At 67.2% G+C, this 21,362-nt stretch carries 21 protein-coding genes; 6 read left to right on the forward strand and 15 right to left on the reverse strand.

Annotation, left to right across the window (positions count from 1 at the left end; all coding sequences use genetic code 11):
* Nucleotides 1-66 precede the first annotated feature (66 nt).
* The 3 genes from WKW80_RS30465 to WKW80_RS30475 are packed head-to-tail and all read left to right on the forward strand — an operon-like array spanning nucleotide 67 to nucleotide 2,050.
* Complete coding sequence (locus WKW80_RS30465; RefSeq protein WP_340367393.1) at nucleotides 67-948, forward strand: TPM domain-containing protein; 882 nt, start codon at nucleotides 67-69, stop codon at nucleotides 946-948.
* Nucleotides 949-950: 2 nt separating this feature from the next.
* Nucleotides 951-1,472, forward strand: a complete 522-nt coding sequence (locus WKW80_RS30470) for a TPM domain-containing protein (protein ID WP_340367339.1) — start codon at nucleotides 951-953, stop codon at nucleotides 1,470-1,472.
* Complete coding sequence (locus WKW80_RS30475) at nucleotides 1,469-2,050, forward strand: nucleotidyltransferase family protein (RefSeq protein WP_422822994.1); 582 nt, start codon at nucleotides 1,469-1,471, stop codon at nucleotides 2,048-2,050. Before WKW80_RS30470 ends, WKW80_RS30475 begins: the two co-directional genes overlap by 4 nt.
* A gap of 125 nt (nucleotides 2,051-2,175) precedes the next feature.
* Here WKW80_RS30475 and WKW80_RS30480 read toward each other — a convergent pair whose 3' ends face one another.
* The 3 genes from WKW80_RS30480 to WKW80_RS30490 all read right to left on the reverse strand — a co-directional run bounded on the left by WKW80_RS30480 (nucleotide 2,176) and on the right by WKW80_RS30490 (nucleotide 5,660).
* Nucleotides 2,176-2,664 (reverse strand): cyclic nucleotide-binding domain-containing protein, encoded by a 489-nt coding sequence (locus WKW80_RS30480; protein ID WP_340367340.1) that lies wholly within the window; start codon nucleotides 2,662-2,664, stop codon nucleotides 2,176-2,178.
* Nucleotides 2,665-2,755: 91 nt separating this feature from the next.
* Entirely contained in the window at nucleotides 2,756-3,502 is a 747-nt protein-coding gene (pdeM, locus tag WKW80_RS30485) for a ligase-associated DNA damage response endonuclease PdeM (RefSeq protein ID WP_340367341.1), read from the reverse strand.
* A 58-nt stretch (nucleotides 3,503-3,560) separates the two neighbouring features.
* Nucleotides 3,561-5,660 carry an NAD(+) synthase gene (locus tag WKW80_RS30490; protein ID WP_340367342.1) on the reverse strand — a complete coding sequence of 700 codons (2,100 nt, stop codon included), beginning with the start codon at nucleotides 5,658-5,660 and terminating at the stop codon, nucleotides 3,561-3,563.
* 451 nt (nucleotides 5,661-6,111) lie between these two features.
* Here WKW80_RS30490 and WKW80_RS30495 point away from each other — a divergent pair, with 451 nt between their 5' ends.
* Nucleotides 6,112-6,591, forward strand: coding sequence for a hypothetical protein (locus WKW80_RS30495; RefSeq protein ID WP_340367343.1), 480 nt, complete (start codon nucleotides 6,112-6,114; stop codon nucleotides 6,589-6,591).
* Nucleotides 6,588-7,034 (forward strand): thioredoxin TrxC, encoded by a 447-nt coding sequence (gene trxC, locus WKW80_RS30500; RefSeq protein ID WP_340367344.1) that lies wholly within the window; start codon nucleotides 6,588-6,590, stop codon nucleotides 7,032-7,034. The genes WKW80_RS30495 and trxC overlap by 4 nt, the downstream gene beginning before the upstream one ends.
* Nucleotides 7,035-7,067: 33 nt before the next feature.
* Here the strand turns inward: trxC and WKW80_RS30505 are convergent, their stop codons facing one another.
* The 9 genes from WKW80_RS30505 to WKW80_RS30545 form a co-directional block, all read right to left on the reverse strand.
* The gene (locus WKW80_RS30505) at nucleotides 7,068-7,466 is read right to left on the reverse strand and encodes a hypothetical protein (RefSeq protein ID WP_340367345.1); all 399 of its coding nucleotides are present in this window, start codon (nucleotides 7,464-7,466) and stop codon (nucleotides 7,068-7,070) included.
* Between the two features lie 281 nt (nucleotides 7,467-7,747).
* Complete coding sequence (locus tag WKW80_RS30510; protein WP_340367346.1) at nucleotides 7,748-10,348, reverse strand: ligase-associated DNA damage response DEXH box helicase; 2,601 nt, start codon at nucleotides 10,346-10,348, stop codon at nucleotides 7,748-7,750.
* The gene (locus WKW80_RS30515; protein WP_340367347.1) at nucleotides 10,345-12,045 is read right to left on the reverse strand and encodes an ATP-dependent DNA ligase; all 1,701 of its coding nucleotides are present in this window, start codon (nucleotides 12,043-12,045) and stop codon (nucleotides 10,345-10,347) included. The genes WKW80_RS30510 and WKW80_RS30515 overlap by 4 nt, the downstream gene beginning before the upstream one ends.
* A complete protein-coding gene (locus WKW80_RS30520; protein ID WP_340367348.1) occupies nucleotides 12,042-13,133 on the reverse strand; it encodes a ligase-associated DNA damage response exonuclease in 1,092 nt (363 codons plus the stop codon). Before WKW80_RS30520 ends, WKW80_RS30515 begins: the two co-directional genes overlap by 4 nt.
* A gap of 86 nt (nucleotides 13,134-13,219) precedes the next feature.
* The gene (locus tag WKW80_RS30525) at nucleotides 13,220-13,672 is read right to left on the reverse strand and encodes a surface-adhesin E family protein (RefSeq protein WP_340367349.1); all 453 of its coding nucleotides are present in this window, start codon (nucleotides 13,670-13,672) and stop codon (nucleotides 13,220-13,222) included.
* A gap of 32 nt (nucleotides 13,673-13,704) precedes the next feature.
* Nucleotides 13,705-14,616 carry a 2-hydroxy-3-oxopropionate reductase gene (locus tag WKW80_RS30530; RefSeq protein ID WP_340367396.1) on the reverse strand — a complete coding sequence of 304 codons (912 nt, stop codon included), beginning with the start codon at nucleotides 14,614-14,616 and terminating at the stop codon, nucleotides 13,705-13,707.
* 20 nt (nucleotides 14,617-14,636) lie between these two features.
* Complete coding sequence (locus WKW80_RS30535; protein ID WP_340367350.1) at nucleotides 14,637-15,425, reverse strand: HpcH/HpaI aldolase family protein; 789 nt, start codon at nucleotides 15,423-15,425, stop codon at nucleotides 14,637-14,639.
* A gap of 28 nt (nucleotides 15,426-15,453) precedes the next feature.
* Complete coding sequence (gudD, locus tag WKW80_RS30540) at nucleotides 15,454-16,788, reverse strand: glucarate dehydratase (protein WP_340367351.1); 1,335 nt, start codon at nucleotides 16,786-16,788, stop codon at nucleotides 15,454-15,456.
* A gap of 100 nt (nucleotides 16,789-16,888) precedes the next feature.
* Nucleotides 16,889-17,917 (reverse strand): LacI family DNA-binding transcriptional regulator, encoded by a 1,029-nt coding sequence (locus WKW80_RS30545; protein ID WP_340367352.1) that lies wholly within the window; start codon nucleotides 17,915-17,917, stop codon nucleotides 16,889-16,891.
* A gap of 92 nt (nucleotides 17,918-18,009) precedes the next feature.
* Here WKW80_RS30545 and hpxZ point away from each other — a divergent pair, with 92 nt between their 5' ends.
* Nucleotides 18,010-18,387 carry an oxalurate catabolism protein HpxZ gene (hpxZ, locus tag WKW80_RS30550; protein ID WP_340367353.1) on the forward strand — a complete coding sequence of 126 codons (378 nt, stop codon included), beginning with the start codon at nucleotides 18,010-18,012 and terminating at the stop codon, nucleotides 18,385-18,387.
* 11 nt (nucleotides 18,388-18,398) lie between these two features.
* Here the strand turns inward: hpxZ and WKW80_RS30555 are convergent, their stop codons facing one another.
* The 3 genes from WKW80_RS30555 to WKW80_RS30565 form a co-directional block, all read right to left on the reverse strand.
* Entirely contained in the window at nucleotides 18,399-18,938 is a 540-nt protein-coding gene (locus tag WKW80_RS30555) for a DUF3617 domain-containing protein (RefSeq protein WP_340367354.1), read from the reverse strand.
* A 150-nt stretch (nucleotides 18,939-19,088) separates the two neighbouring features.
* Nucleotides 19,089-20,261, reverse strand: coding sequence for a Gfo/Idh/MocA family protein (locus WKW80_RS30560; protein WP_340367355.1), 1,173 nt, complete (start codon nucleotides 20,259-20,261; stop codon nucleotides 19,089-19,091).
* Nucleotides 20,262-20,395: 134 nt separating this feature from the next.
* Nucleotides 20,396-21,358, reverse strand: coding sequence for a substrate-binding domain-containing protein (locus WKW80_RS30565; protein WP_340367356.1), 963 nt, complete (start codon nucleotides 21,356-21,358; stop codon nucleotides 20,396-20,398).
* Between the last annotated feature and the right edge of the window lie 4 nt (nucleotides 21,359-21,362).

Consider the following 21,362-nt stretch of genomic DNA (forward strand, 5'->3'; position numbering starts at 1 on the left):
GGTGCCGCGCGTGCGGCGGCCGCACAGCTGGGGCGCGTACTGGCCACTTTCCTCCTGTTGACCCTGATGCTGGGCACCGCGGTGGCACAAAGCGTCCTGCCGGTGCCCGCGCTCACGGCGCGGGTGATCGACCAGACCAACACGCTCGACGCCACGCAGCGCCAGGTGCTCGAAGCCAAGCTGGCGGACTTCGAAAAGAAGAAGGGCTCGCAGATCGTCGTGCTGATGGTGCCCACCACGGCGCCGGAGGACATCGCGAGCTACGCCTATCGCGTGGCGAGCACCTGGAAGATCGGGCGCAAGGAAGTCGGCGACGGCGTGCTGGTGATCGTGGCCAAGGCCGACCGCAAGATGCGCATCGAAGTGGCCAAGGCGCTCGAAGGCGCGGTGCCCGACCTGGCGGCGGCGCGCATCATCGACAACGAGATGAAGCCGCGCTTTCGCAACAACGACTTTGCGGGCGGGCTCAGCGCCGCGACCGACCAACTCATTGCGCGCATCAGCGGCGAGGCCTTGCCGGAGCCCAGTGCGAACGAAAAGGACCAGGGCGCGGGCGGGTTCAACGTCGGTGACATGGATTGGGGCCAGCTCGGCATCTTCCTGTTCTTCGGCGTGCTGGTGATCGGCCGCGTCGTGCGTTCGATCCTCGGCAACAAGGTGGGGCCGCTGGTGATGGGGCTGGGGGCCGGGGCGGTCGCAATGGTGATCACGTCCAGCATCGTGCTGGCGGTGCTGGCGGGGATCGCGGCGCTGGTGTTCACACTGATCTCGGGCGCCATCGGCCTGCCGATGATGGGCGGAGGGCGTGGCGGCGGGTTCGGCGGCGGCGGATTCGGCGGAGGTCTTGGCGGAGGCGGTGGTTTCCGCGGTGGATCTTCGGGCGGGGGTGGGTTCAGCTCCGGCGGTGGCGGTGACTTCGGTGGCGGCGGAGCCTCGGGGGATTGGTAGGCATGGCCGCAACGTTCTTCTCCAAACTGGGCCGCATCTGGCGCCATCGCTGGGTCGACGAAGCGCAGGTGCGTCGCGTGCTCCCGCCCGAGATGCTGGAGCGGCTGACGCGCCGCGTCGCGGCCAGCGAACACCGGCATACGGGCGAAATCCGCATCTGCGTCGAGGCCGGGTTGCCGATGTCGTACCTTTGGCGCGATGCCCCCGCACGGCAGCGCGCCATCATGCTGTTCGGCAAGTTGCGCGTGTGGGACACCGAGCACAACAACGGCGTGCTCGTGTACCTGCTGCTGGCCGAGCATGCGATCGAGATCGTGGCCGACCGCGGCATCGATGCGCACGTCGATGCCGCCGAGTGGGCGGCCATGACAAAGCGCATGGGCGAAGCGTTTCGCGAAGGCCGCTTCGAGGACGGTCTGACGGAGGCGCTCGAGGAGGTTTCGGCCTTGCTGGTCGAACACTTTCCAGAGGCGCCGGGCGCGCAGTCCGGCAACCAATTACCTGACGAGCCCGCGGTGCTGTGAGCCTGCCGCCCGAAGCGGCGGCGCGTTTCATCCAGGACGCGCTGCGCAACGACCACAACCGCGTCATCCTCGAACGCATGCCGCTCCTCGCCCTGCTCGACGCATGGCTGGTGGCGGGCTGCCTGTTCCAGACCGTGTGGAATCTGCGCGCAGGCCGGGCGCCGACCGATGGCATCCGCGACTACGACCTGTTTTACTTCGATCCAAGCGACCTGTCGGAAGCAGCGGAGCGGGCGGTGGGCGCGCGCGTTCAAGCCCTTTTCGAAGACCGCGGCATCGTGGTCGAGGCGAAGAACCAGGCGCGCGTTCACACCTGGTACGCCGACTGGTTCGGCCATGACTACCCGGCGCTGACCTGCGCGCGCGACGGCATCGACCGCTTCCTGGTCGCCGGCACCTGCGTTGCGCTGCAACCTGGCCCGCACGGGCCGACGCTCTATGCACCGCATGGGCTCGACGCGATCTACAACGGCCTGCTGGCACCCAATCCGTTGTGCAACCACCGCATGCTGTACCTGCGCAAAGCCGCCGACTATGCCGCGCGATGGCCTGGACTGCGGCTTGCCAAAGCTACTTGACTCGAATCCGGTGCTGCTCGAAGCGACACACGAACTGGCATCGCTGAGCAGTGCGTCGGGGCTCTTTTCGCGGCCGCCGCTGGGCAAGGCATGGCAGTGCGCCGATGCCGCGTCGATGCCCCGGTTCAGGCGCCGAGCAAGCGACGGTTCACCGCGTGTGTCGCATCCAATTCCATTTGCACCGCCCGGCTGACGCTCGACAGCGCGCGCAGCCTTCGGTTGTTCTCGCGCAGCCGTGCCGACATGCCGGTGCAGATGGCCAGCAACAGGCGTGCCGCAATGGCCGGATGCGAGTCGATCAGCGCCAGCAGCATGGTGCTCGACAGGATCGCCATCTTGACGTCGGTCAGTGCGGTACAGGTGGCCGAGCGCGGCGAGCCGTCGATGGCACCCATGTCGCCGAGCAGGCTGCCGGGGCCGATCATCGAGATCACGAGTCGCTCGCCGGCGATGCCATTGCCGCTCTCGGCGCGCAGTTCGCCTTCGAGCACCAGCGCCATGTAGCCGGTGTCTTCGGTCTCGCCCTCCTCCATCACCACCGTGCCCATGGTGACGAAGGCGGGCTCCATCGAGTCCACGATGATCATCGCGTCGGCCAGGCTGAGCTGCGTCATGGGGGCGGACGCTATCAGCATGCGGGCCGCGCGCTCACGGAGGTCCGGTGCGGCAAAGGAAGGATGGTCGAACAACATCGAGACTCAGCAATTACTGTGCCGGCAACGCCCATACGCCGTTGCCACCCACGCCATGAAAGCGCCGGTGCGGCATCGCTTCCATGAGCCAGCCGCCGGTGAACTCCCCGAAGGCTGGCAGGATAGCGCGGTCTGGTTCGCTGACGAAACAGGGCAAACGCAAACTGTCGCGTCCACGCCCGTTCAGCCTGCACACCGGGTGCAGGTGCCCGGCCAGGACGAAATGCGTGCGATGCGATTGCGGGTGGTGGCAGCAGGCGAAGGGGCCGAGCAGCCAGGGCTCGTCGACCAGTTCGATGAACAGCCCCTCGGGCGGGTCGCCGGCGCGGCGGTCGTGGTTGCCGCGCACCAGCGTCATCGCGACGGCGGCATGGCGGGCACGCCAGGCTTCCACCGCACCGAGTACGGGCCGCGCCTGCGCCGCATGCAGGAAATCGCCGAGGAACACGATGCGCCGCGGCGCGTGCAGGGCGATCAGACGGTCGAGCCGCGCGAGGTTCCGATGCGTGGTGCCGCCCGGCACCGGCTGGCCGAGCGCGCGGTAGGTCGCCGCCTTGCCGAGGTGCAGGTCGGCAACGAACAGTGTGTGCGCCGATGGCCACCAGAGCGCGCGGTCGGGCAAGAGCAGCATGGATTCGCCCGCCCATTGAACAGGGCAGGACAACGAATCGAAAGCGGATGCGGCGGTGGAGCGCACGGTGCGTGGAGTGTCGCAAATGGCCAATCCCATGGTGCCGGGAAGCCTGTCGCTGGCGGCCATGGCGGATGTCTGCGGTCGACGGGGCGGATGTCTGCGGTCGCTGCGGCGCGGGCTCCGTTCAGGCCCGGGCGGCCGCCTTGTCTCCCGCGTCCGGCCCGTCCGGCACGCCGCGCAGTTCGGCCAGCCAGACCTCGGCTTCCGAATCGCTCGGCGCGCGCCAGTCGCCACGTGGTGACAGCGAGCCGCCCGAGCCGACTTTCGGCCCGTTGGGTACGCAGGACCGCTTGAACTGGCTGGTCTTGAAGAAGCGCCAAATGAAGGTGCCGAGGTGCTTCCGGATCTCGGCCAGCCCGTATTCGTTGCGCACCAATTCGTGCGACTCGTCGGGCCAGGCGCCGCGGGTGCGGTCATGCCAGGCCGTGTACGCGAGGAACGCCACCTTGGTCGGCCTGAAGCCGTAGCGCAGCGTGTAGTACAGGTGGAAGTCCTGCAGTTCGTAGGGGCCGATCGTGTCTTCGGTCTTCTGGCCCGGCTGCTCGGCGCCGGGACTCGAGGGGATCAGTTCCGGGCTGACCTCGGTGTCGAGGATGGCGAGCAGCACCGCGCTGCCGTCGGTGCCGATCCGGCCCTTGTCCGCCACCCAGCGCACCAGGTGCTTGATCAGCGTCTTGGGCACGCTCGCGTTCACGTTGTAGTGCGACATGTGGTCGCCCACGCCGTAGGTGCACCAGCCGAGCGCCAGCTCGCTGAGGTCGCCGGTGCCCACCACGATGCCGTTGTGCAGGTTGGCCAGCCGGAACAGGTGGCTGGTTCGCTCGCCGGCCTGCACGTTCTCGAAGGTGATGTCGTACTTCGGCGTGTCGTCGGAATGGGGGTGCTCCAGGTCTTTCAGCATCTGCAGGCAGCTCGGCCGGATGTCGATTTCCTGCGCCGTGCAGCCCGTGGCCGCCATCAGCTGGTGCGCCTGCTGGAGCGTGCGCGCGCTGGTGGCAAAGCCGGGCATGGTGTAGCCGAGGATGTTGGCGCGCGGCAGGCCGAGCCGGTCCATCGCCTGCGCGCAGACCATCAGCGCATGCGTGGAATCGAGCCCGCCGGAGACGCCGATCACGACCGTCTTGATGCCGGTCGCCTCCAGCCGCTGCACCAGTGACTGCACCTGGATGTTGAAGACCTCGTGGCAGCGCTCGTCGCGTGTCCTGGCATCGGCCGGCACGTACGGAAAGCGCTCCACCCTGCGCAGCAGGCCCTGTGCCACACGGGCCGGCACGGTCACGTCGAAGGGCACCGTGCGCCAGCTCGTCAGCTCGGCCTTGTGCTTCTGCACCGAGACGCCGAACGAGTTCTGCCGCATGCGCTCGCGCGAAACGCGCTCCAGGTCCACGTCGGCCGCGACGATGTGCGAGCTGTTGCTGAAGCGCTCGCTCTCGGCCAGCATCTCGCCGCTTTCGTAGATCAGGCCCTGGCCGTCCCAGGCCAGGTCGGTGGTCGACTCGCCGATGCCGGCCGATGAATACAGGTACGCCGCCAGGCAGCGCGCCGAATGCAGGCTGACCAGCTGGTGCCGGTAGGCCGACTTGCCGATCGTGATGTTCGACGCCGACAGGTTCACCAGCACCGTGGCACCGGCCAGCGCGGCGTAGCTCGACGGCGGAATCGGCACCCAGACGTCTTCGCAAATCTCGACGTGCAGCTTGAGCAATGGAAGCTGGTTGCACTGGAACAGCAGGTTCGCGCCGAAGGGCACGCGCTCGCCGCGCCAGTCGATTTCCGTCGCGAGCGCGGTATCGGCCGCGCTGAACTGGCGGCCCTCGTAGAACTCGCCGTAGTTGGGCAGGTAGGTCTTGGGCAGCACGCCAAGCAGCTTGCCGCCCGCGACGACGGCCGCGCAGTTGAACAGCCGGTGGTCGACCCGCAACGGCAGGCCGACGATGGCAGCTGCGCCGATGGAGCCCGACGCCTCGATCACCTGCTGCAGCGCGACCTCGCACGCGTCGAGCAGCGCCGCCTGGTGGAACAGGTCGTCGCAGGTGTAGGCCGACAGCCCCAGTTCGGGAAACGCCACGACGACGGCGCCGTTGGACGCGGCCTCGCGGTAGAGCGCGATGGCCTCGGCGGCATTGAACATCGGGTCGGCCACGCGGTTGCGCGGCACGGCGACGGCGACGCGCGCAAAGCCGTGGCGGAATGGGTTCAGGAACTGGAGCTGGTCGGCGGTCATTCAATTCTTCCGATGGGGCGAAGGCGATGAAGCGGTCACCGCTTTTCGCAGGCATCAATGTACGGGGAACCGGGCGGTGTCGCCGCGCAACGCGATTTCAACCTGGACTGCCAAGCGCGCGAGTGCCATTCAGAGCCCGCGGCGACGCGCTTGCCCAGCAATTCATGGCGTGGTACCACCCGGGGTGACGACCACCCTGTGTCGTCGGAGATCGACACGCCCCGGCATCAAAGGAGCGCCATGGCAGATGTCTTCATCAGCTACTCGTCGACAGACCGCGAGAGCGCCCGTTCACGTAATAATATTGCCGCTCAATCGTGCAAGAAAGCGTCGTGGTCACTCGTCGCAAACTGCTGCTCGGCGCGTCGTTCGGACCGAATCCCCGTGCCGGCGCTGTCGCTGCAAGCGGCCAAGGTAATCAAACACATAGCAAACACATAGCCTGCTCATCATGACCTCCAGCGTCCCTGTGAAGTTCGACGATCTCTTGATGGCGTTCGATTGGGTGAGCGCATCGCCGGACATGGTGAACCAGGCCTTTGTTTCTCGCGTCACCGGCCAGGTGCACTGGTCATCGACTTTTTCGGATCTCGAGGAAGAACTACCGGACGACATCGAGGACGGGAGCATCTACGTCTCCGTGCCTCACAAGCGCGACCTCAACCTCGGAAAGAAGCTCGCCATCGCCTTCGCCGAAGAGCGCCTGCCGGGATCGATCAATGCCGTGCGGGAGATTTTTCACAAGCGCGGGGCGTATGGCAGATTCAAGGACCTGCTGGAACGCAAGGGCATGCTGCAAGCCTGGTACGAATATGACACGCGCGAGACCGAGAGTGCGCTACGCGCATGGGCCGAGGAAGAGGGCATTGTCATTGCGGCAGCGGCGATGGGGGCGCCAGAGAAGAACACCGGAGACAGCCCTGCCCTATGACCGATTCGCCTTCGCTGCACATCGTCTGCCCGCACTGCCACACCACCAACCGCGTGCGCGAGGCCCAGCTCGGCAGCGCGCCCGATTGCGGCAACTGCCACAAGCCGCTGTTCACGGCGCGGTCGACGGCGCTCGATGAAGCCGCCTTCGACCGCCACATCGCCCGCAACGAGATCCCGGTACTGATCGACTTCTGGGCGCCCTGGTGCGGGCCGTGCCGGCAGATGGCGCCGGGCTATGAGCAGGCCGCGGCGCAGTTGGAGCCGCACGTGCGGGTGGCCAAGGTCGACACCGAAGCGGTGCCGAATCTCGGTGCCCGATTCAATATCCGCAGCATTCCGACGCTGGCCCTGTTCCGGGGCGGACGCGAGATCGCGCGCCAGGCCGGCGCCATGGGCACGTCAGACATCGTGCGCTGGGTCAAGGCGAACCAGGGGCGCTGAGCGCGTTCGGCTGCGTTCGGGCTTCATCACGGTTCATTCGGCGTGGTCGACGGATGCGACCACGTACAGCAGGCCGTCCATGCGAACCAGGTTGTACGACTCGCGCCAGGTCGCGATGTCCTTGCCGTCCCCGCCACCGATGTGCCATGTCACGCTGGCCAACGCCGCCCTGCTGCCCAGAGGCGTCACGGCCAGCCCCGTGTACCGACCGGAACGGCCACCCTTGCCGGCATAGCCATCGACCACGACCTGGAAGTACGCCTCGACTTCCGCATGGGTGTTGAAGCAGACCGCAGTGCCGTCGCTCTGCACGGCAACAAACGGCGCGCGATAGAGTCGCGCAACCTGGCGGCCGTCGAAGGTGCTGAACGCAACCACGAATGCGTCGAAGAAGCCGGTGACTTCCTGTTGCAGGGCAAGCGAGTCGTTCATGGCCTGCTTGTACGTCCGTGCTGCATCGCAATGCGTCGCAGAATGGGGTCGACCGGCGCCATCCGGCCGACGGTAGTCGAAGGGTCGTGCGTGACTTGCTGACCCGCGGGCCGCGTGTGAAAGAAAAAGCGGGGTATCCATTGCGCCTCCCTGTGGCCGTCACCAGGCATCGCCCGGTTCAGGACTGCCACGTCGCAGCCTCGAGGTTATTGCGATTTCGACTCCCCGCCGGAGGTCCATGTGCGGTTTCACACGAACTGCGAACGCCGTATTTCACGGTTTCACAATGGCGGCAAGGGCCGGGAAGGCCTGCGTTCGCGTCGTGCTTTCGCGACGCGATCGCCGTCGCGCCCCAGTGCGCTTTCCTGCCCGAACGCAAGCGTCTTCTTCACACGCTCCACATTGCCCATCGGCACGGCCCCGCCCGCTGCCTTCTCCAGTTGCTCGACCATGCGTGCAATGCGGTCGGCGACGCTCTCGTTGGTGAGCTTTTCGCGGAACAGCTCGACCATCAACGGGAACGAGAAGGGCGTCGGCCGCGCCAGCGCTTTCCTCACGAGTTGCTGCGTGGCGATGCGCGCGAGGCTGGCCTGCAGGCGGGTGATTTCCAGCTCCTGCGCCAGCAGTTCCTGCTCGGCCTGCATCAGCAATCTGTTGTGCGGGTCGTACTTGCGAAACACCTCCCAGAACAGCGACGACGAGGCCTGCAGTTGCTTGTTGCTGCGCTTCTCGCCCGGGTAGCCCTGGAAGATCAGTCCAGACACGCGCGCGATTTCGCGGAAGCGGCGTTGCGCGAGTTCGCTGGCGTTGAGGCTCGCCAGCACCTCGTGCAGCAAGGTCGCTTCATCGGTCGGCGCGAGCACCTGCGGGAGCAGCGTGGGCCATTCGACCTCGGTCGCGCTCAGCAGCTCGAAGCCGTAGTCGTTGACCGCGATCGAGAAGGTGCGCGGCGCATGTTGCGCGACGCGCCAGGCGATCAGGTTGGCCAGGCCGAGGTGCACTTGCCGCCCGGCAAATGGATAGAGGAACAGGTGCGAGCCCTCGCGCGTGCGCAGCGTTTCGGCGAGCAGCGTCTGCGGTGTCGGCAATGCCGACCATTGCTGCTGGAGTTCGAGCAGGGGGCGCACGCATTGCAGTTCGGGCGATTCATAGCGGCCTTCGCCGGCCTGCGCGAGTTGCCGCACCACCGCATCGGCCAGCGTCGTCGTCAACGGAAAGCGGCCGCCGCCCCAGCGCGGCACCACCGGGCGCTTGCCGCTGGCGCGACGCACCCAGGCGGTCATCTCGCGGATGCGAACCAGTTCGAGCATGCGGCCCGCGAAGAGGAAGCAATCGCCCGGCTTCATGCGTGCGACAAAGCTCTCCTCGACGCTGCCGAGCCTCGCGCCGCCCACGTATTGCACCGACATGCTCGCATCGCTGACGATGGTGCCGATGTTCACGCGATGGCGCCGCGCCAGCCGCGCATCCGGCACGCGCCAGATGCCTTCCGCGTCGGGCACCACGCGGTGGTAGTCGGGATAGGCCGCGAGCGACGGGCCGCCCTGCGCGACGAACGACAGGCACCAGTCCCAGCTCTCGCGGCCAAGGCCTTGATACGCCACGGTTTCGCGCACTTCGTCGTACAGGTCGTCGGGCCTGAAGCCGCCGCCGAGCGCTACGGTGACCAGGTGCTGCACCAGCACGTCGAGCGGCTGTACCGGTGTGTTGCGTGCTTCGATGTGGCCGGCCGCGACCGCCGATCTTGCGGCAACCCCTTCGACGATCTCGATGCTGTGCGTCGGCACGACCGTGATGCGCGACGGCCGGCCCGGTGCGTGGCCCGATCGCCCTGCCCGCTGCAGCAGGCGCGCGACGCCCTTGGGCGAGCCGATCTGCAGCACACGCTCGACCGGCAGGAAGTCGACGCCGAGGTCGAGGCTCGACGTGCAGACCACGGCGCGCAATTCGCCATTCTTCAACCCCGCCTCGACCCACTCGCGCACCGCGCGGTCGAGCGAGCCGTGATGCAGCGCGATCACGCCGGCCCACTCGGGCTTGGCCTCGAGCATCGCCTGGTACCAGATCTCCGCCTGCGAGCGCGTGTTGGTGAAGACCAGCGTGGTGCTGCTGTTCGCCACCTCCTCGATGACCTGCGGCAGCATCGTGAGGCCCAGGTGGCCGCCCCACGGAAAGCGCTCGGCACGGCTTGGCAGCAGCGAGTCGATGACGAGTTGCTTGGGCACCTGCCCTTGCACGATCCTGCCTTCATGGTGACCCAGCAGCGTGCGCATGGCTTCGGGCAGGTTGCCGAGCGTGGCGGACATACCCCACACGCACAGCGATGGATTCCAGCGACGCAGGCGCGCGAGCGCGAGTTGCACCTGCACGCCGCGCTTGTTGCCGAGCAGTTCGTGCCACTCGTCGACGACGATCATCTTCAAGGTGTCGAGCACATCCTTCGCGTCCGCACGCGAGAGCATCACGCTGACGCTCTCCGGCGTGGTGACCAGCACGGTCGGCAGCCGGAGGTTCTGCGCGAGGCGTTCGCCGGTGGGCGTGTCGCCACTGCGCGCGCCGGCGGTCCAATCGGGCAACAGCGCCTCGAGCGGTTGCTGCAGCGCGCGCAAGGTGTCCGCGGCGAGTGCACGCATCGGGGTGATCCACAGCACGGTGAGCGGCGGCGCGACCTTTCGTCCGACCGGGTGCCGCGAAGCCGCCGTCGGATTCGCACCGAAGGCCTTCAGCGCGCCGAGCCACACGGCATAGGTCTTGCCGGCGCCGGTGGTCGCATGCAGCAAGCCCGAGCGGCCTTCGCCGATGGCCTTCCAGACTTCGCGCTGGAACTGGAACGGCTTCCAGCCGCGCGACGCAAACCATGCGATCAGGTCGGCGGTCTTCACGGGTCGGCGCCTGCACCCGCGGCGGTTGGGAGCGGCGCTTCCTGTCCCGCCTGCGCGGGGAGCAATGCCGCCAGCGTATCGAGCGTGTCGGCCTCTTCCACCGGCTTGTCTTCGCGCCAGCGCAACATGCGCGGGAAGCGCACCGCGATGCCGCTCTTGTGGCGCATGCTGCGGGCAATGCCTTCGAAGCCGAGTTCGAACACCAGCGTCGGCCGCACGCTGCGCACCGGCCCGAAGCTCTCCACCGTGGTCTTGCGGATCACCGCATCGACGCGCGCCATCTCTTCGTCGGTCAGGCCCGAGTACGCCTTCGCAAACGGCACCAGCTTGCGGTCTTCCCGCTCCGGCGGCCCATCCCACACGGCGAAGGTGTAGTCGCTGTAGAGGCTGGCACGCCGACCATGGCCGCGCTGCGCGTAGATCAGCACCGCATCGACACTGAGTGGGTCGATCTTCCATTTCCACCAGGTGCCGACATCCCGGGTTCGGCCGACGCCGTACTGCGCGCGGCGCTGCTTCAGCATCATTCCCTCCACCCCCATCGAGCGCGCGGCTTCGCGTTGCCGTGCAAGATCTGCCCAACGCCCGCCGGTGAGCATCGGGCTCGCGATGAGATGCGGATGCTGCACCTGCGCCACGAGGTCATCGAGCAGCGCGCGGCGCTCGTCTTGCGGCATCGCGCGCAGGTCGCGTCCTTGCCATTCGAGCAGGTCGTACACGAGCAGCACCACCGGAATCTCGCGCAGCAGCTTCGCACCCAACGTCTTGCGGCCGATGCGGCGTTGCAGTTCGGCGAAGGGCTGCACCCTGTCGTCGCGCCAGACCACGATCTCGCCGTCGAGCACGGTGCCGTCGGGCAGCGCCTCGCCCATCGTTGCGAGTTCGGGGAAGCGCTCGGTCACGAGTTCCTCGCCGCGCGACCACAGCCACACGGCACCCGCGCGCTTGACGAGTTGCGCGCGGATGCCGTCCCACTTCCATTCGACGATCCAGTCGGCAGGCGGCCCCAGCAAGGCATCGAATTCGTCCACCGCGGCGTTGAACGGATGCGCGAGGAAGAACGGATACGGCTGGCCGCTGGTCTTCTGGTTCTGCTCGCCGCTGCTCTCCGGCGAGATCAGCGCGGCATAGTCTTTCGCGCCCGGTTGGCCACCGATATGGGTGTAGCCCATGAGCCGCTGCGCCACGCGCTTTGCGTCGATGCCGCCGACGGCCGCCAGCGCCTGCGTGACCTGCAGCTTCGACACGCCGACGCGAAAGGCGCCGGTGATGAGCTTGAAATAGACGAGCCGCTCGTCGGGTGCAAGTTGACGCCACTGCGCGCGCAGCGCGTCGGCGAGTTGTTCCGGCGCGGTCTTGCGCAACGGCAGCAGGTGCTGCTCGACCCACACCGCGAGGCCCAGGTCATGCTGCTCGGTAGGCGGCGGGAGCAGCAGCGAGATGGTTTCGGCGAGGTCGCCCACCGCCTCGTAGCTTTCATCGAAGAGCCACTCGGGCAGGCCGGCCGCTTCTTGCGCGAGCAGGCGCAGCAGCTTCACCGGCACGAGTTGCCGAGGCTTGCCGCCGGCCAGGAAATAGACCGCCCATGCCGCATCCCCTGCCGGCACCTCGCGCAGGTAGCGTTGCAGCGCGGCCTGCTTGCCGAGGCTCGACGTGGTGGCGTCGAGTTCCCTGTAGAGGGCGGCGAATGCCTTCATGGCGTGGTCGCGCCGGCCTCGGCCTTGTCGGCGACGTCGTCATCGCCGTACTCGGTCCTGAAGCCTTGCGCATCCATCCCGTTCTCGGCAAGCCAGCGCACCATCACCGCGACGCTGCCATGCGTCACCAGAACTCGCTCGGCACCGGTGCCCGCGATGGCCTGCTGCAGCCCGGGCCAGTCGGCGTGGTCGCTCATGACGAAGCCGCGGTCCACTCCGCGACGCCGCCGTGTGCCGCGCAGTTGCATCCAGCCGCTTGCAAACGCATCGGTGTACTGGCCGAAGCGCCGCATCCATGGCGTGCCCTGGGATGACGGCGGCGCGAGCACCAGCGCCCGCTTCAGCATGCGCGCATCGACGCCCGCGTCGGTCACGCGCACCGTCGGCGGCAGCACCACGCCGGCCGCGCGATATACCGCATTCAGCGGCTCGACCGCGCCGTGCACGACGATCGGCCCGATCGACGCGTCCACGCCATGCAACACGCGCTGCGCCTTGCCGAAGGCGTAGCAGAACAGCACCGATGCGCGCCCTTCTTCCGCGTTGCGCCGCCACCATTCGTTAATCTCCGCGAGCAGGGCCGCCTGTGTCGGCCAGCGGTAGATCGGCAGGCCGAAGGTCGACTCGGTGATGAAGGTATCGCAAGGCACCGGCTCGAACGGCGCACAGGTGCCGTCGGGCTCGGTCTTGTAGTCGCCCGAGGCGACCCACACGCGCCCGCCCTGTTCGAGCCGCACCTGCGCCGAACCGAGCACATGGCCCGCCGGATGCAGCGACAAGCGCACGCCGTGATGCTCGACCGCCTCGCCGTAGGCCAGCGTCTGCAAGCGGATGTCGGAACCAAGCCGCGTGCGCAGGATGCCTTCGCTGTCGGCCTGCGCCAGGTAATGCCCGTGGCCGATACGCGCATGGTCGGAATGCGCATGCGTGATGACGGCACGCTCCACCGGACGCCACGGGTCGATGTAGAAATTGCCCGGCGGGCAATACAGGCCTTCCGGCCGCGCCACCACGAGGTCGCCCGGGCGCGCGGGCGGGCTGTGGGGTGATGACGGGGGCAATGACGGGGGCGGTGTCGGCTCTGTCATGGTCCGCCATCGTAGGCCGGCGGATCGGTGCGCGCTCCGACGCCGCGCCGCCATTTCAGCGTGGGCTGCGGCCTACGAAAGATGCTTCACGGCCTCACGTCACCCCCGACGCCACGGCACGCCGCGCGGATGATGCGCTCGGTCGGGTTCGGGTCGAAGTCGCGCAGCTCCATCGGCTTGGGTTGATCCGCGTAGTCGGTCGTGATGGCCGGGAGCCCCCTCCACAACGGGTCGGGATAGAAGGTGGCGATCATGTATTCGGCCTTCTTCTCGCGGCAGTCGAAGGCAACCCGCGCCTCGTAGGAGCGGTAGGCCAGGCTCTCCCAGTTGAGCCGGCGCGTCGAGCGGCTCACGCGCATGTACATGTTCTTGCGCGCGCCCTGCATCACAGCCGCCTCCGGGTCGATCTGGACGGTGTTGGCGTTCGGGTCTTTCGGATCGCCGACCACGGTGAACCAATCGGTCCCGGCGCGCGCATGCAACGCCATGCCGCTCCACAGAATCCACACGAGCCACCTCTTCACTTCGACCCCTTCCATGCAGGCTGCCTGCCTGCCGACGAGGCAAAGTATCAGGCTTTCGCGATCTCGTGCGAAGCCATCAATTCCAGCGCCTTGACCAGCGCCGAGTGGTCCAGCTGGTCCCATCCGTTGGCCGCACAGGCTTGCATCAGTTGCGCGGCCGATGCGGTCTGCGGCAGCGCCACGCCGATCGCCTTGGCGCCGGCCAGCGCCAGGCTCAGGTCTTTCTGGTGCAAGCCGATGCGAAAGCCCGGGTTGAAGGTGCGCTTGATCATGCGTTCGCCATGCACTTCGAGGATGCGCGACGACGCAAAGCCGCCCATCAGCGCCTGCCGCACCTTGGCCGGATCGGCGCCGGCCTTGCTGGCGAACAGCAGCGCCTCGCCGACGGCGGCGATGTTCAGCGCCACGATGATCTGGTTGGCGACCTTGGTGGTCTGCCCGTCGCCGACGCCACCGACGTGCGTGATGTTCTTGCCCATCCGCTCGAACAGCGGCCTGGCACTGGCAAAGGCCGCTTCGGTACCCCCGACCATGATGGTCAGGCTCGCGGCCTTGGCACCCACTTCGCCGCCCGAGACCGGTGCGTCGAGATAGTCGCAGCCCAGGTCGTTGATCTTCTGCGCGAAGGCCTTGGTCTCGATCGGCGAGATGCTGCTCATGTCGATCACGGTCTTGCCCTTCGACAGGCCTTGCGCAACGCCGTCCTCGCCGAACAGCACCGCGGCCACGTCGGGCGTATCGGGCACCATCAGGATGACGACCTCGGCCTGCTGTGCAACCTCCTTGCCCGTGGCGCAGGCGACGGCATTGGTCGCCGCGATCTCGGCGTTGACCTTGCCGCGCTTGACGTAGTAGAGCTGATGGCCGGCGTTGACGAGGTGCAAGGCCATGGGTGCGCCCATGATGCCGAGGCCGATGAATCCGATCTTCATGATTTGAGCTTCCTTGTCGAGTTCAATTGCATGGCCGCGCCATGTTTTCAATAGCTGGAGGAGCCGGCCTTGGCCGGCGCGGCGCGCATCTTCGACAGCACGGCTTGCGAGCCCGCGGCCATCAGCCGCGCGTCCGAGCTGACGGTGACGAACTGGAAGCCCTTGGCGATGCGCGCCATCGCACCTTCGGCCGTGCCGTTGTGGATGCCCGCGACCAGGCCATGCGCCTTGGCTCGTTCGAGGATGTGGTCGATGGCCTCCTGCGCCTTGGGGTCGACGTCGTCGAACACCGGCCGGCAGCCCAATGCCAGCGACAGGTCCGACGGCCCGATGTAGACCGCGTCCAGCCCTTCCACCGACATGATCGCGTCCAGGTTGTCGAGCGCCTGCGCCGTCTCGATCATCGCGAAGGTCACGATGGCGTCGTTGGCATGCGAGGCGTAGTCGGCGCCGCCATACAGCAAGGCCCGGATCGGCCCGAAGCTGCGCGTGCCGCGCGGAGCGTAGTGGGTGTAGGCGACCAGCTTCTGTGCTTCTTCGCGCGTGCTGATCATCGGGCAGATGACGGCATAGGCGCCGGCGTCGAGCGTCTTCATCAGCGCGCTCGGCTCGAGCCACGGAACGCGCACCACCGGCACGGTGTCGGTGGTCGAGATGGCCTGCAGCATCGGGACCATGGCCTGGTAGTCGACCACGCCATGCTGCAGGTCGATGGTCAGCGAGTCCCAGCCCTGGTGCGCCATTGTCTCGGCCGAAAAGCTGTTGGGAATGGCGAGCCAGCCATTGATGGCCGCACCTCCGGATTTCCAGAGGGTGCGCAAGCGGTTTTCTCTCATGGCGAGCCTTGTCGGTTGGTTGATCGATTCAGCGGTCGAGCGCAGGGCGTTTCGGGTCGAACTTCCACCCCGGGACCAGATACTGCATGGCCGTCGCGTCATCGCGCGCGCCCAGGCCGTGCTGCCTGTAGAGCTGGTGCGCCTTCTCGACTTCGGCCATGTCGAGTTCGATGCCCAGCCCCGGCTTCTTCGGTACCTGCACATGGCCGTCGACGATCTGCAGCGGCTCCTTCGTCAGGCGCTGGCCGTCCTGCCAGATCCAGTGCGTGTCGATCGCGGTCACGCGCCCGGGCGCGGCGGCGCCGACGTGGGTGAACATGGCCAGCGACACATCGAAATGGTTGTTCGAATGCGAGCCCCAGGTCAAGCCCCAATCGCGGCAGGTCTGTGCCACGCGCACCGAGCCGGCCATGGTCCAGAAGTGCGGGTCGGCCAGCGGGATGTCGACGGATTGCAGCGCGAGCGCATGGCTCAACTGGCGCCAATCGGTGGCGATCATGTTGGTGGCCGTCGGCAGGCCGGTGGCGCGGCGGAACTCGGCCATCACCTCGCGGCCGGAGAAGCCCTCCTCTGCACCGCACGGGTCCTCGGCATAGGCGACCACGCCGCACATGTCGCGCATCAGGCGGATGGCGTCCTTCAGGAGCCAGCCGCCGTTGGGGTCTAGCGTGACGCGGGCCTGCGGAAAGCGCTCATGCAGCGCGACGATGGCCTCTACCTCCTCGTCGCCGCGCAATACGCCGCCCTTGAGCTTGAAGTCGTTGAAGCCGTACTTCTCACGCGCGGCCTCGGCCAGGCGCACGATGGCCGCAGCCGTCAATGCCTTCTCGTGGCGCAGGCGGAACCAGTCGTTGTCCGCCCCGGGAGCGCTGGCATACGGCAGGTCGGTCTTCGCCTTGTCGCCGACGTAGAACAGGTAGCCGAGCATCTCGACCGATTCGCGCTGCTGCCCTTCGCCAAGCAGCGCGGCCACCGGCACGTCGAGGTGCTGGCCCAGCAAGTCGAGCAGCGCCGATTCGATCGCCGTCACCGCATGGATCGTGGTGCGCAAGTCGAAGGTCTGCAGGCCGCGGCCGCCGCTGTCGCGGTCGGCGAATTTCGCCTGCACTTCCTGCAGCAGGCGCTGGTGCGAGCCGAGCGGCTGGCCCACGATGAGCGGACCCGCGTCTTCGAGCGTCTGGCGGATCTTCTCGCCGCCGGGCACTTCGCCGACGCCGGTTCGGCCGGCGCTGTCGGTGAGCAGGAGGATGTTGCGGGTGAAGAACGGGCCGTGAGCGCCGCTCAGGTTGAGCAGCATGCTGTCGCGGCCTGCGACGGGGATCACGCGCATGGCGGTGACCAGGGGGGTCGAGGAGGTTGTCACGGGTTCCTGTAGGTTGGGGGCCGCATCAGCCCGGCCAAGTCGATGATAGCGCTATCAAGCAAAAAGCAAAACCCCTGATTCGCGGTGCCGTTTTCAGTCGTCAGGCGCTCTCGCGCTCCACGATGGAAAACCCCACGTCGACCACCGATTCGACAATTTCGCGTCCCTCCGCGCGGTCGACGATGAACTGCGCCGCCTGCCGCCCGATGGCCGTGCCGTCGATGCGAACCGTGGTGAGTGCGGGATGCAGGTCGGCAGAAAACTCGAGGTCGCCGAAGCCGACCACGGCCAGTTGCTCCGGCACCCGGACGCCGCCGACCTGCGCTTCGGTCATCACGCCCAATGCCAGCAGGTCGGAACTGCAGAAGACCGCGTCGATGTCCGGGCGCTGTTCCAGCAATTGACGCAGGGCGGAGCGTCCGCTCTTCAGCGTGGTCGGCGCCGGCACGTAGACCACCGTCACGGGCAGCCCCGCGGCCGCGGCGGCCTCCTGGAAAGCCTTGAGCCGCCGCACCGAGCGCTCGTCGTCGCCCGCCACGATGGACAGCGACTTGCGCCCCTTGCGGCGCAGGAATTCGACCACCGCCCGCCCCACGTCGCCATGCGAGAAGCCCACCAGCATGTCGAGCGGCGTGGGCGTGAGGTCCCAGGTTTCCACCACCGGAATGCCGGCGGCCATCAGCCGCTTGCGCCCCTCGGCCGAATGCATGATGCCGGTCAGGACGATGCCGTCGGGCCGGCGCCCGATGATGGCGTCGAGCAGTGCATCCTCGCGCGAATCGACGTAGCCGCTCTGGCCCAGCATGAGTTGGTAGCCATGCTCCGCCAGCGCATCGGTGAGCGCCTGCACCGTCTGCAGGAACACCGGCCCCGAGATGGTCGGCACCACCGCCGCCACCAGCCGGCTGCGCGCCGACGCCAGGCCCCCTGCCAGCACGTTGCGCACGTAGCCGGTACGGTTCACTGCCTCGGTGACCTTGCGCAGCACGTCCGCGGACACTTGCGAGGGCTTGCTCAACGCACGCGATGCAGTGATCGGCGCCACCCCGGCCAGCTTGGCCACGTCGTGCAACGTGACGGCGCCGCTGCCGCGCCGCGGACGTCGTGTAGGGCTGCCGGATGCGCTCATGTTCAGAATTTTAGTCAACCGTTAGCGCTACCCTTGGTCATGGGGCCGCCCACCGCGCCGGTTCGGCATGCAACTTGCTCTTCGCTCCATCCATGATCGACATCAACCTGCCCGCTGTCCTCGCCGAAGTCGAAGCCGTGTTCGCCCAATACCAGCAGGCGCTGGTCCGCAACGACATTGCCGTGCTCGACATGCTGTTCTGGAACTCGCCACACACACTGCGCTACGGCGCCGGCGAAAACCTCTACGGCTACGAAGCGATCCGCGAATTCCGCAAGGGCCGGCCGGCGGTGAACCTCGAACGCGAGATCACCGCCACCTCGATCACCAGCTTCGGTCAGGACTTCGCGGTGACCAACGTCGAGTTCAAGCGTGCCGGCAGCGACCGCGTCGGCAGGCAAAGCCAGACCTGGGTGCGGATGCCTGAAGGGTGGCGGGTTGTGTCCGCCCACGTGAGCCTGATGAACTGAGCGCACCTGCCCTACTTCTTCGGCTGGTTTTTCATCATCTCGAGCATGTTCATCGTCTGGCCGCCCGGCATGACCATGTCGCCCGGTTTCTGGCCGGCCTTGCAGGGGCCGAGCCACTTGGCTTCCATGACGGTCTCGCCCTTGGTGCGGCCCATCATCGGCGGGTTGTAGCTGGAGCTCATGACCATCTTGTAGGCCGAGCTGAAGTCGCCGCTGATCACGCCGTGGGTGGTCGCGGTGCTGGCGCCGCTGCCGAAGCTGATGGTGCAAACCGAGTCGACCACGAAGGTGCTGCCCTCGGCGCGCATCTCCTGCTTGCTGCACATCTCCTTGCCCATGCCCATTCCCATCTCGCGCATGGCCTTGTCGCTCGCGGCGTCGATGCATTGCTGGGTCGTGTGTGCGACGGGCGCCTTCGCGCTGCCGGACGACTCGGTCTGCAGCGTCATCTCCCACAACCCTGGCTTGCGCGGCGGATAGTCGGCTGCCGACGCGGCCAGCGCGGGGCCGCAAAGCAGAAACAGCACGGTGGAAGGCAGCAGTTTTTTCATGATCGGCAACTTGGTCGGCAAGGACACCTCTTGGCTTTTACCGTGCCGTACTGCGCACCGAAATAGGGCAATCGACATACGCCGGGCAGGAACGACACCCCTACAGCCCCTCGTGCATCGCGCACTTGAGTGCCGCCACGGGACAGATGTTCAGCTTGCCCACGACGTCCACTTGGCCTCGCTCGCCGCCGACGCCACCGTGCGCTCGATGAAACGCACGCCGCGCGCACCGTCCTCCACACGTGGATAGTCGGCCGCAAGCGGGTCGGCCGCGCTGCCGTCCAGATGCGCGCGGATATCGGCCATGACGCCGCCATACACATTGGCAAAGGCCTCGATGAAGCCTTCCGGATGCCCCGCCGGAATGCGGCTCGCGCGCTGCGCCGACGGGTGCAGCCAAGGCGAGCCGCGCGTGAGGACGCGCTTCGGCCCGTCGTGCGGCAGATGCACCAGCTGGCTCGGCTGCTCCTGCCGCCAGACCAGCGTGCCCAGCGTGCCGGACACGCGCAGCCGCAAGTCGTTCTCCAGCCCGGTGTTGATCTGCGAGGCAATCAGCACGCCGCGCGCGCCGCCCCTGAAGCGCAGCAACAGGCTGCCGTCATCGTCCAGCGCGCGGCCCGCGACCAGGCAGCCGAGGTCGGCGCAAATGCTTTCGATTTCCAGCCCGGTGACCGTCGCGACGAGGTTTTCCGCATGCGAGCCGATGTCGCCGATGGCGCCTGCCGCGCCGCTGCGAGCCGGGTCGGTGCGCCAGTCGGCCTGCTTGTTGCCGGTGCCCTCGAGATGCGTCGCCAGCCAGCCCTGGTTGTACTCGACGACCACCTTGCGAATCTCGCCAAGCTCGCCCGAGCGCACCATCGCCCGCGCCTGCCTCACCATCGGATAGCCCGTGTAGTTGTAGGTCACGCCGAACACGGTGCCCTCCCTGCGCACCGCCCTCACCAGCGCATCGGCCTGCTCGCACGTATGCACCAGCGGCTTGTCGCACACCACATGAAAGCCCGCCTCGGCAAACGCCAGCGCCACCGGAAAGTGCACATGGTTCGGCGTGACGATCGAGACGAAGTCAATCCGCTCATCCGCGGGCCGCGTCAGTTCGTCCGCGAGCAGCGCCTGCCAATCCCCGTGGTTGCGGCCATCCGCCAGCCCCAGGTCGCGACCTGAGGCAAGGGCCTTCCCGGGCGTCGAAGACAGCGCGCCGGCCACGAAGCCGGCCTGCCCATCCAGCGCAATCGCATGCCGGTGCACGGCACCAATGAACGCATCGCGCCCGCCCCCGACCATCGCGTAGCGCAGCTTGCGCGGAGAAGTAGAAGTGTTCATTCAATCGACCCAGCCGGCCGGCGAAGTGAGAGGCCCCGGGGGAGACACCGCGAAACCGGTCATGCGGGCCGCTGGAGTCGCCCCCGGTGAGGGGATGGGCGCTCGCACGAAGTGCAAGCAACCAGGGGAGCGCCTTAGAACGGGCTGTCCGGGTGATAGAACTCCTTGGCGTTGTCCTTCGTGATCAGCACCGACGGAATGATCGTGGTCGCCGGCAGCTTCTCGCCCTTCAGCCGCGCTTCGGCCGTGAGCTTGATCGCGTCGTAGATGAACTTCGGCGAGTAGCTCACGTCGGCCGTGATGCGCTTGTCCTTGCCGTCCATGATCGTCTTGACCATGCCCTTGGCGCCGGCCCCGCCGAAGATGATCTTGATGTCGTCGCGCTTGGCCTGCTCGATCGCCTTCAGCACGCCCACCGCCATGTCGTCGTCGGCCGCCCAGATCGCGTCGATGTTCTTGAAGCGCGTCAGGTAGTCCTGCGTCACCTTGAACGCATCGTCGCGGTTCCAGTTGGCGTACTTGGCATCGAGCAGCTTCACGTCGGGGCTGCCCTTCAGCACCGCGTTGAAGGCATCCATGCGTTCGTTGTCCAGCGTCGTCGCGATGCCGCGCAGCGCCACGATGTTGCCCTTGCCGCCGAGCTGCTTCACGATGTACTCGGCCGGGATCTTGCCGAAGGCCGTGTTGTCGCCGGCCACATACGCGTCCTGGGCGCTGGTGTCGGTCAGGCCGCGGTCGACCACGGTCACGTAGATGCCCTTGGCCTTCACCTGCGCCACCGGCTTGGTCAGCGCGGCCGACTCGAACGGGAACACGACCAGCGCATTGATCTTGGTCACAGTCGACAAGTCCTGCAGCTGGTTCGCCTGCTCGCCCGCGTTGGCCGCCGTCTTGATCGTGATCTTCAAGTCCTTGTGCGCCTTCTCGAGGTCCTTCTTCGCTTCGTTGGCCCAGTAGTTGATGCCGCCCATGAAGCTGTGCGTGGCAGCCGGGATCGAAACGCCGAGATTGACCTTCTCCTGCGCGAACGCCGGCAAACTGGCGAACGCGGCGGCCGCGACGGCCGTGAGAGCGATGCGACGGGTGATGGATGTCATGCGG

Source organism: Variovorax humicola (genome assembly GCF_037889915.1).
GTDB classification, from domain to species: Bacteria; Pseudomonadota; Gammaproteobacteria; order Burkholderiales; family Burkholderiaceae_C; genus Variovorax; species Variovorax humicola.

Bases quoted from the DNA above. Each gene is read 5' to 3' on its own strand.
- WKW80_RS30490 (WP_340367342.1), bottom strand. From the start codon at position 5,660: ATGACCGCCGACCAGCTCCAGTTCCTGAACCCATTCCGCCACGGCTTT.
- WKW80_RS30565 (WP_340367356.1), bottom strand. From the start codon at position 21,358: ATGACATCCATCACCCGTCGCATCGCTCTCACGGCCGTCGCGGCCGCC.
- hpxZ (WP_340367353.1), top strand. From the start codon at position 18,010: ATGATCGACATCAACCTGCCCGCTGTCCTCGCCGAAGTCGAAGCCGTG.
- WKW80_RS30535 (WP_340367350.1), bottom strand. From the start codon at position 15,425: ATGAGAGAAAACCGCTTGCGCACCCTCTGGAAATCCGGAGGTGCGGCC.
- WKW80_RS30525 (WP_340367349.1), bottom strand. From the start codon at position 13,672: ATGGAAGGGGTCGAAGTGAAGAGGTGGCTCGTGTGGATTCTGTGGAGC.
- WKW80_RS30480 (WP_340367340.1), bottom strand. From the start codon at position 2,664: ATGACGCAGCTCAGCCTGGCCGACGCGATGATCATCGTGGACTCGATG.
- WKW80_RS30560 (WP_340367355.1), bottom strand. From the start codon at position 20,261: ATGAACACTTCTACTTCTCCGCGCAAGCTGCGCTACGCGATGGTCGGG.
- WKW80_RS30515 (WP_340367347.1), bottom strand. From the start codon at position 12,045: ATGAAGGCATTCGCCGCCCTCTACAGGGAACTCGACGCCACCACGTCG.
- WKW80_RS30505 (WP_340367345.1), bottom strand. From the start codon at position 7,466: ATGAACGACTCGCTTGCCCTGCAACAGGAAGTCACCGGCTTCTTCGAC.
- WKW80_RS30465 (WP_340367393.1), top strand. From the start codon at position 67: ATGCTGGGCACCGCGGTGGCACAAAGCGTCCTGCCGGTGCCCGCGCTC.
- WKW80_RS30555 (WP_340367354.1), bottom strand. From the start codon at position 18,938: ATGAAAAAACTGCTGCCTTCCACCGTGCTGTTTCTGCTTTGCGGCCCC.
- trxC (WP_340367344.1), top strand. From the start codon at position 6,588: ATGACCGATTCGCCTTCGCTGCACATCGTCTGCCCGCACTGCCACACC.
- WKW80_RS30545 (WP_340367352.1), bottom strand. From the start codon at position 17,917: ATGAGCGCATCCGGCAGCCCTACACGACGTCCGCGGCGCGGCAGCGGC.
- pdeM (WP_340367341.1), bottom strand. From the start codon at position 3,502: ATGGCCGCCAGCGACAGGCTTCCCGGCACCATGGGATTGGCCATTTGC.
- WKW80_RS30495 (WP_340367343.1), top strand. From the start codon at position 6,112: ATGACCTCCAGCGTCCCTGTGAAGTTCGACGATCTCTTGATGGCGTTC.
- WKW80_RS30520 (WP_340367348.1), bottom strand. From the start codon at position 13,133: ATGACAGAGCCGACACCGCCCCCGTCATTGCCCCCGTCATCACCCCAC.
- WKW80_RS30470 (WP_340367339.1), top strand. From the start codon at position 951: ATGGCCGCAACGTTCTTCTCCAAACTGGGCCGCATCTGGCGCCATCGC.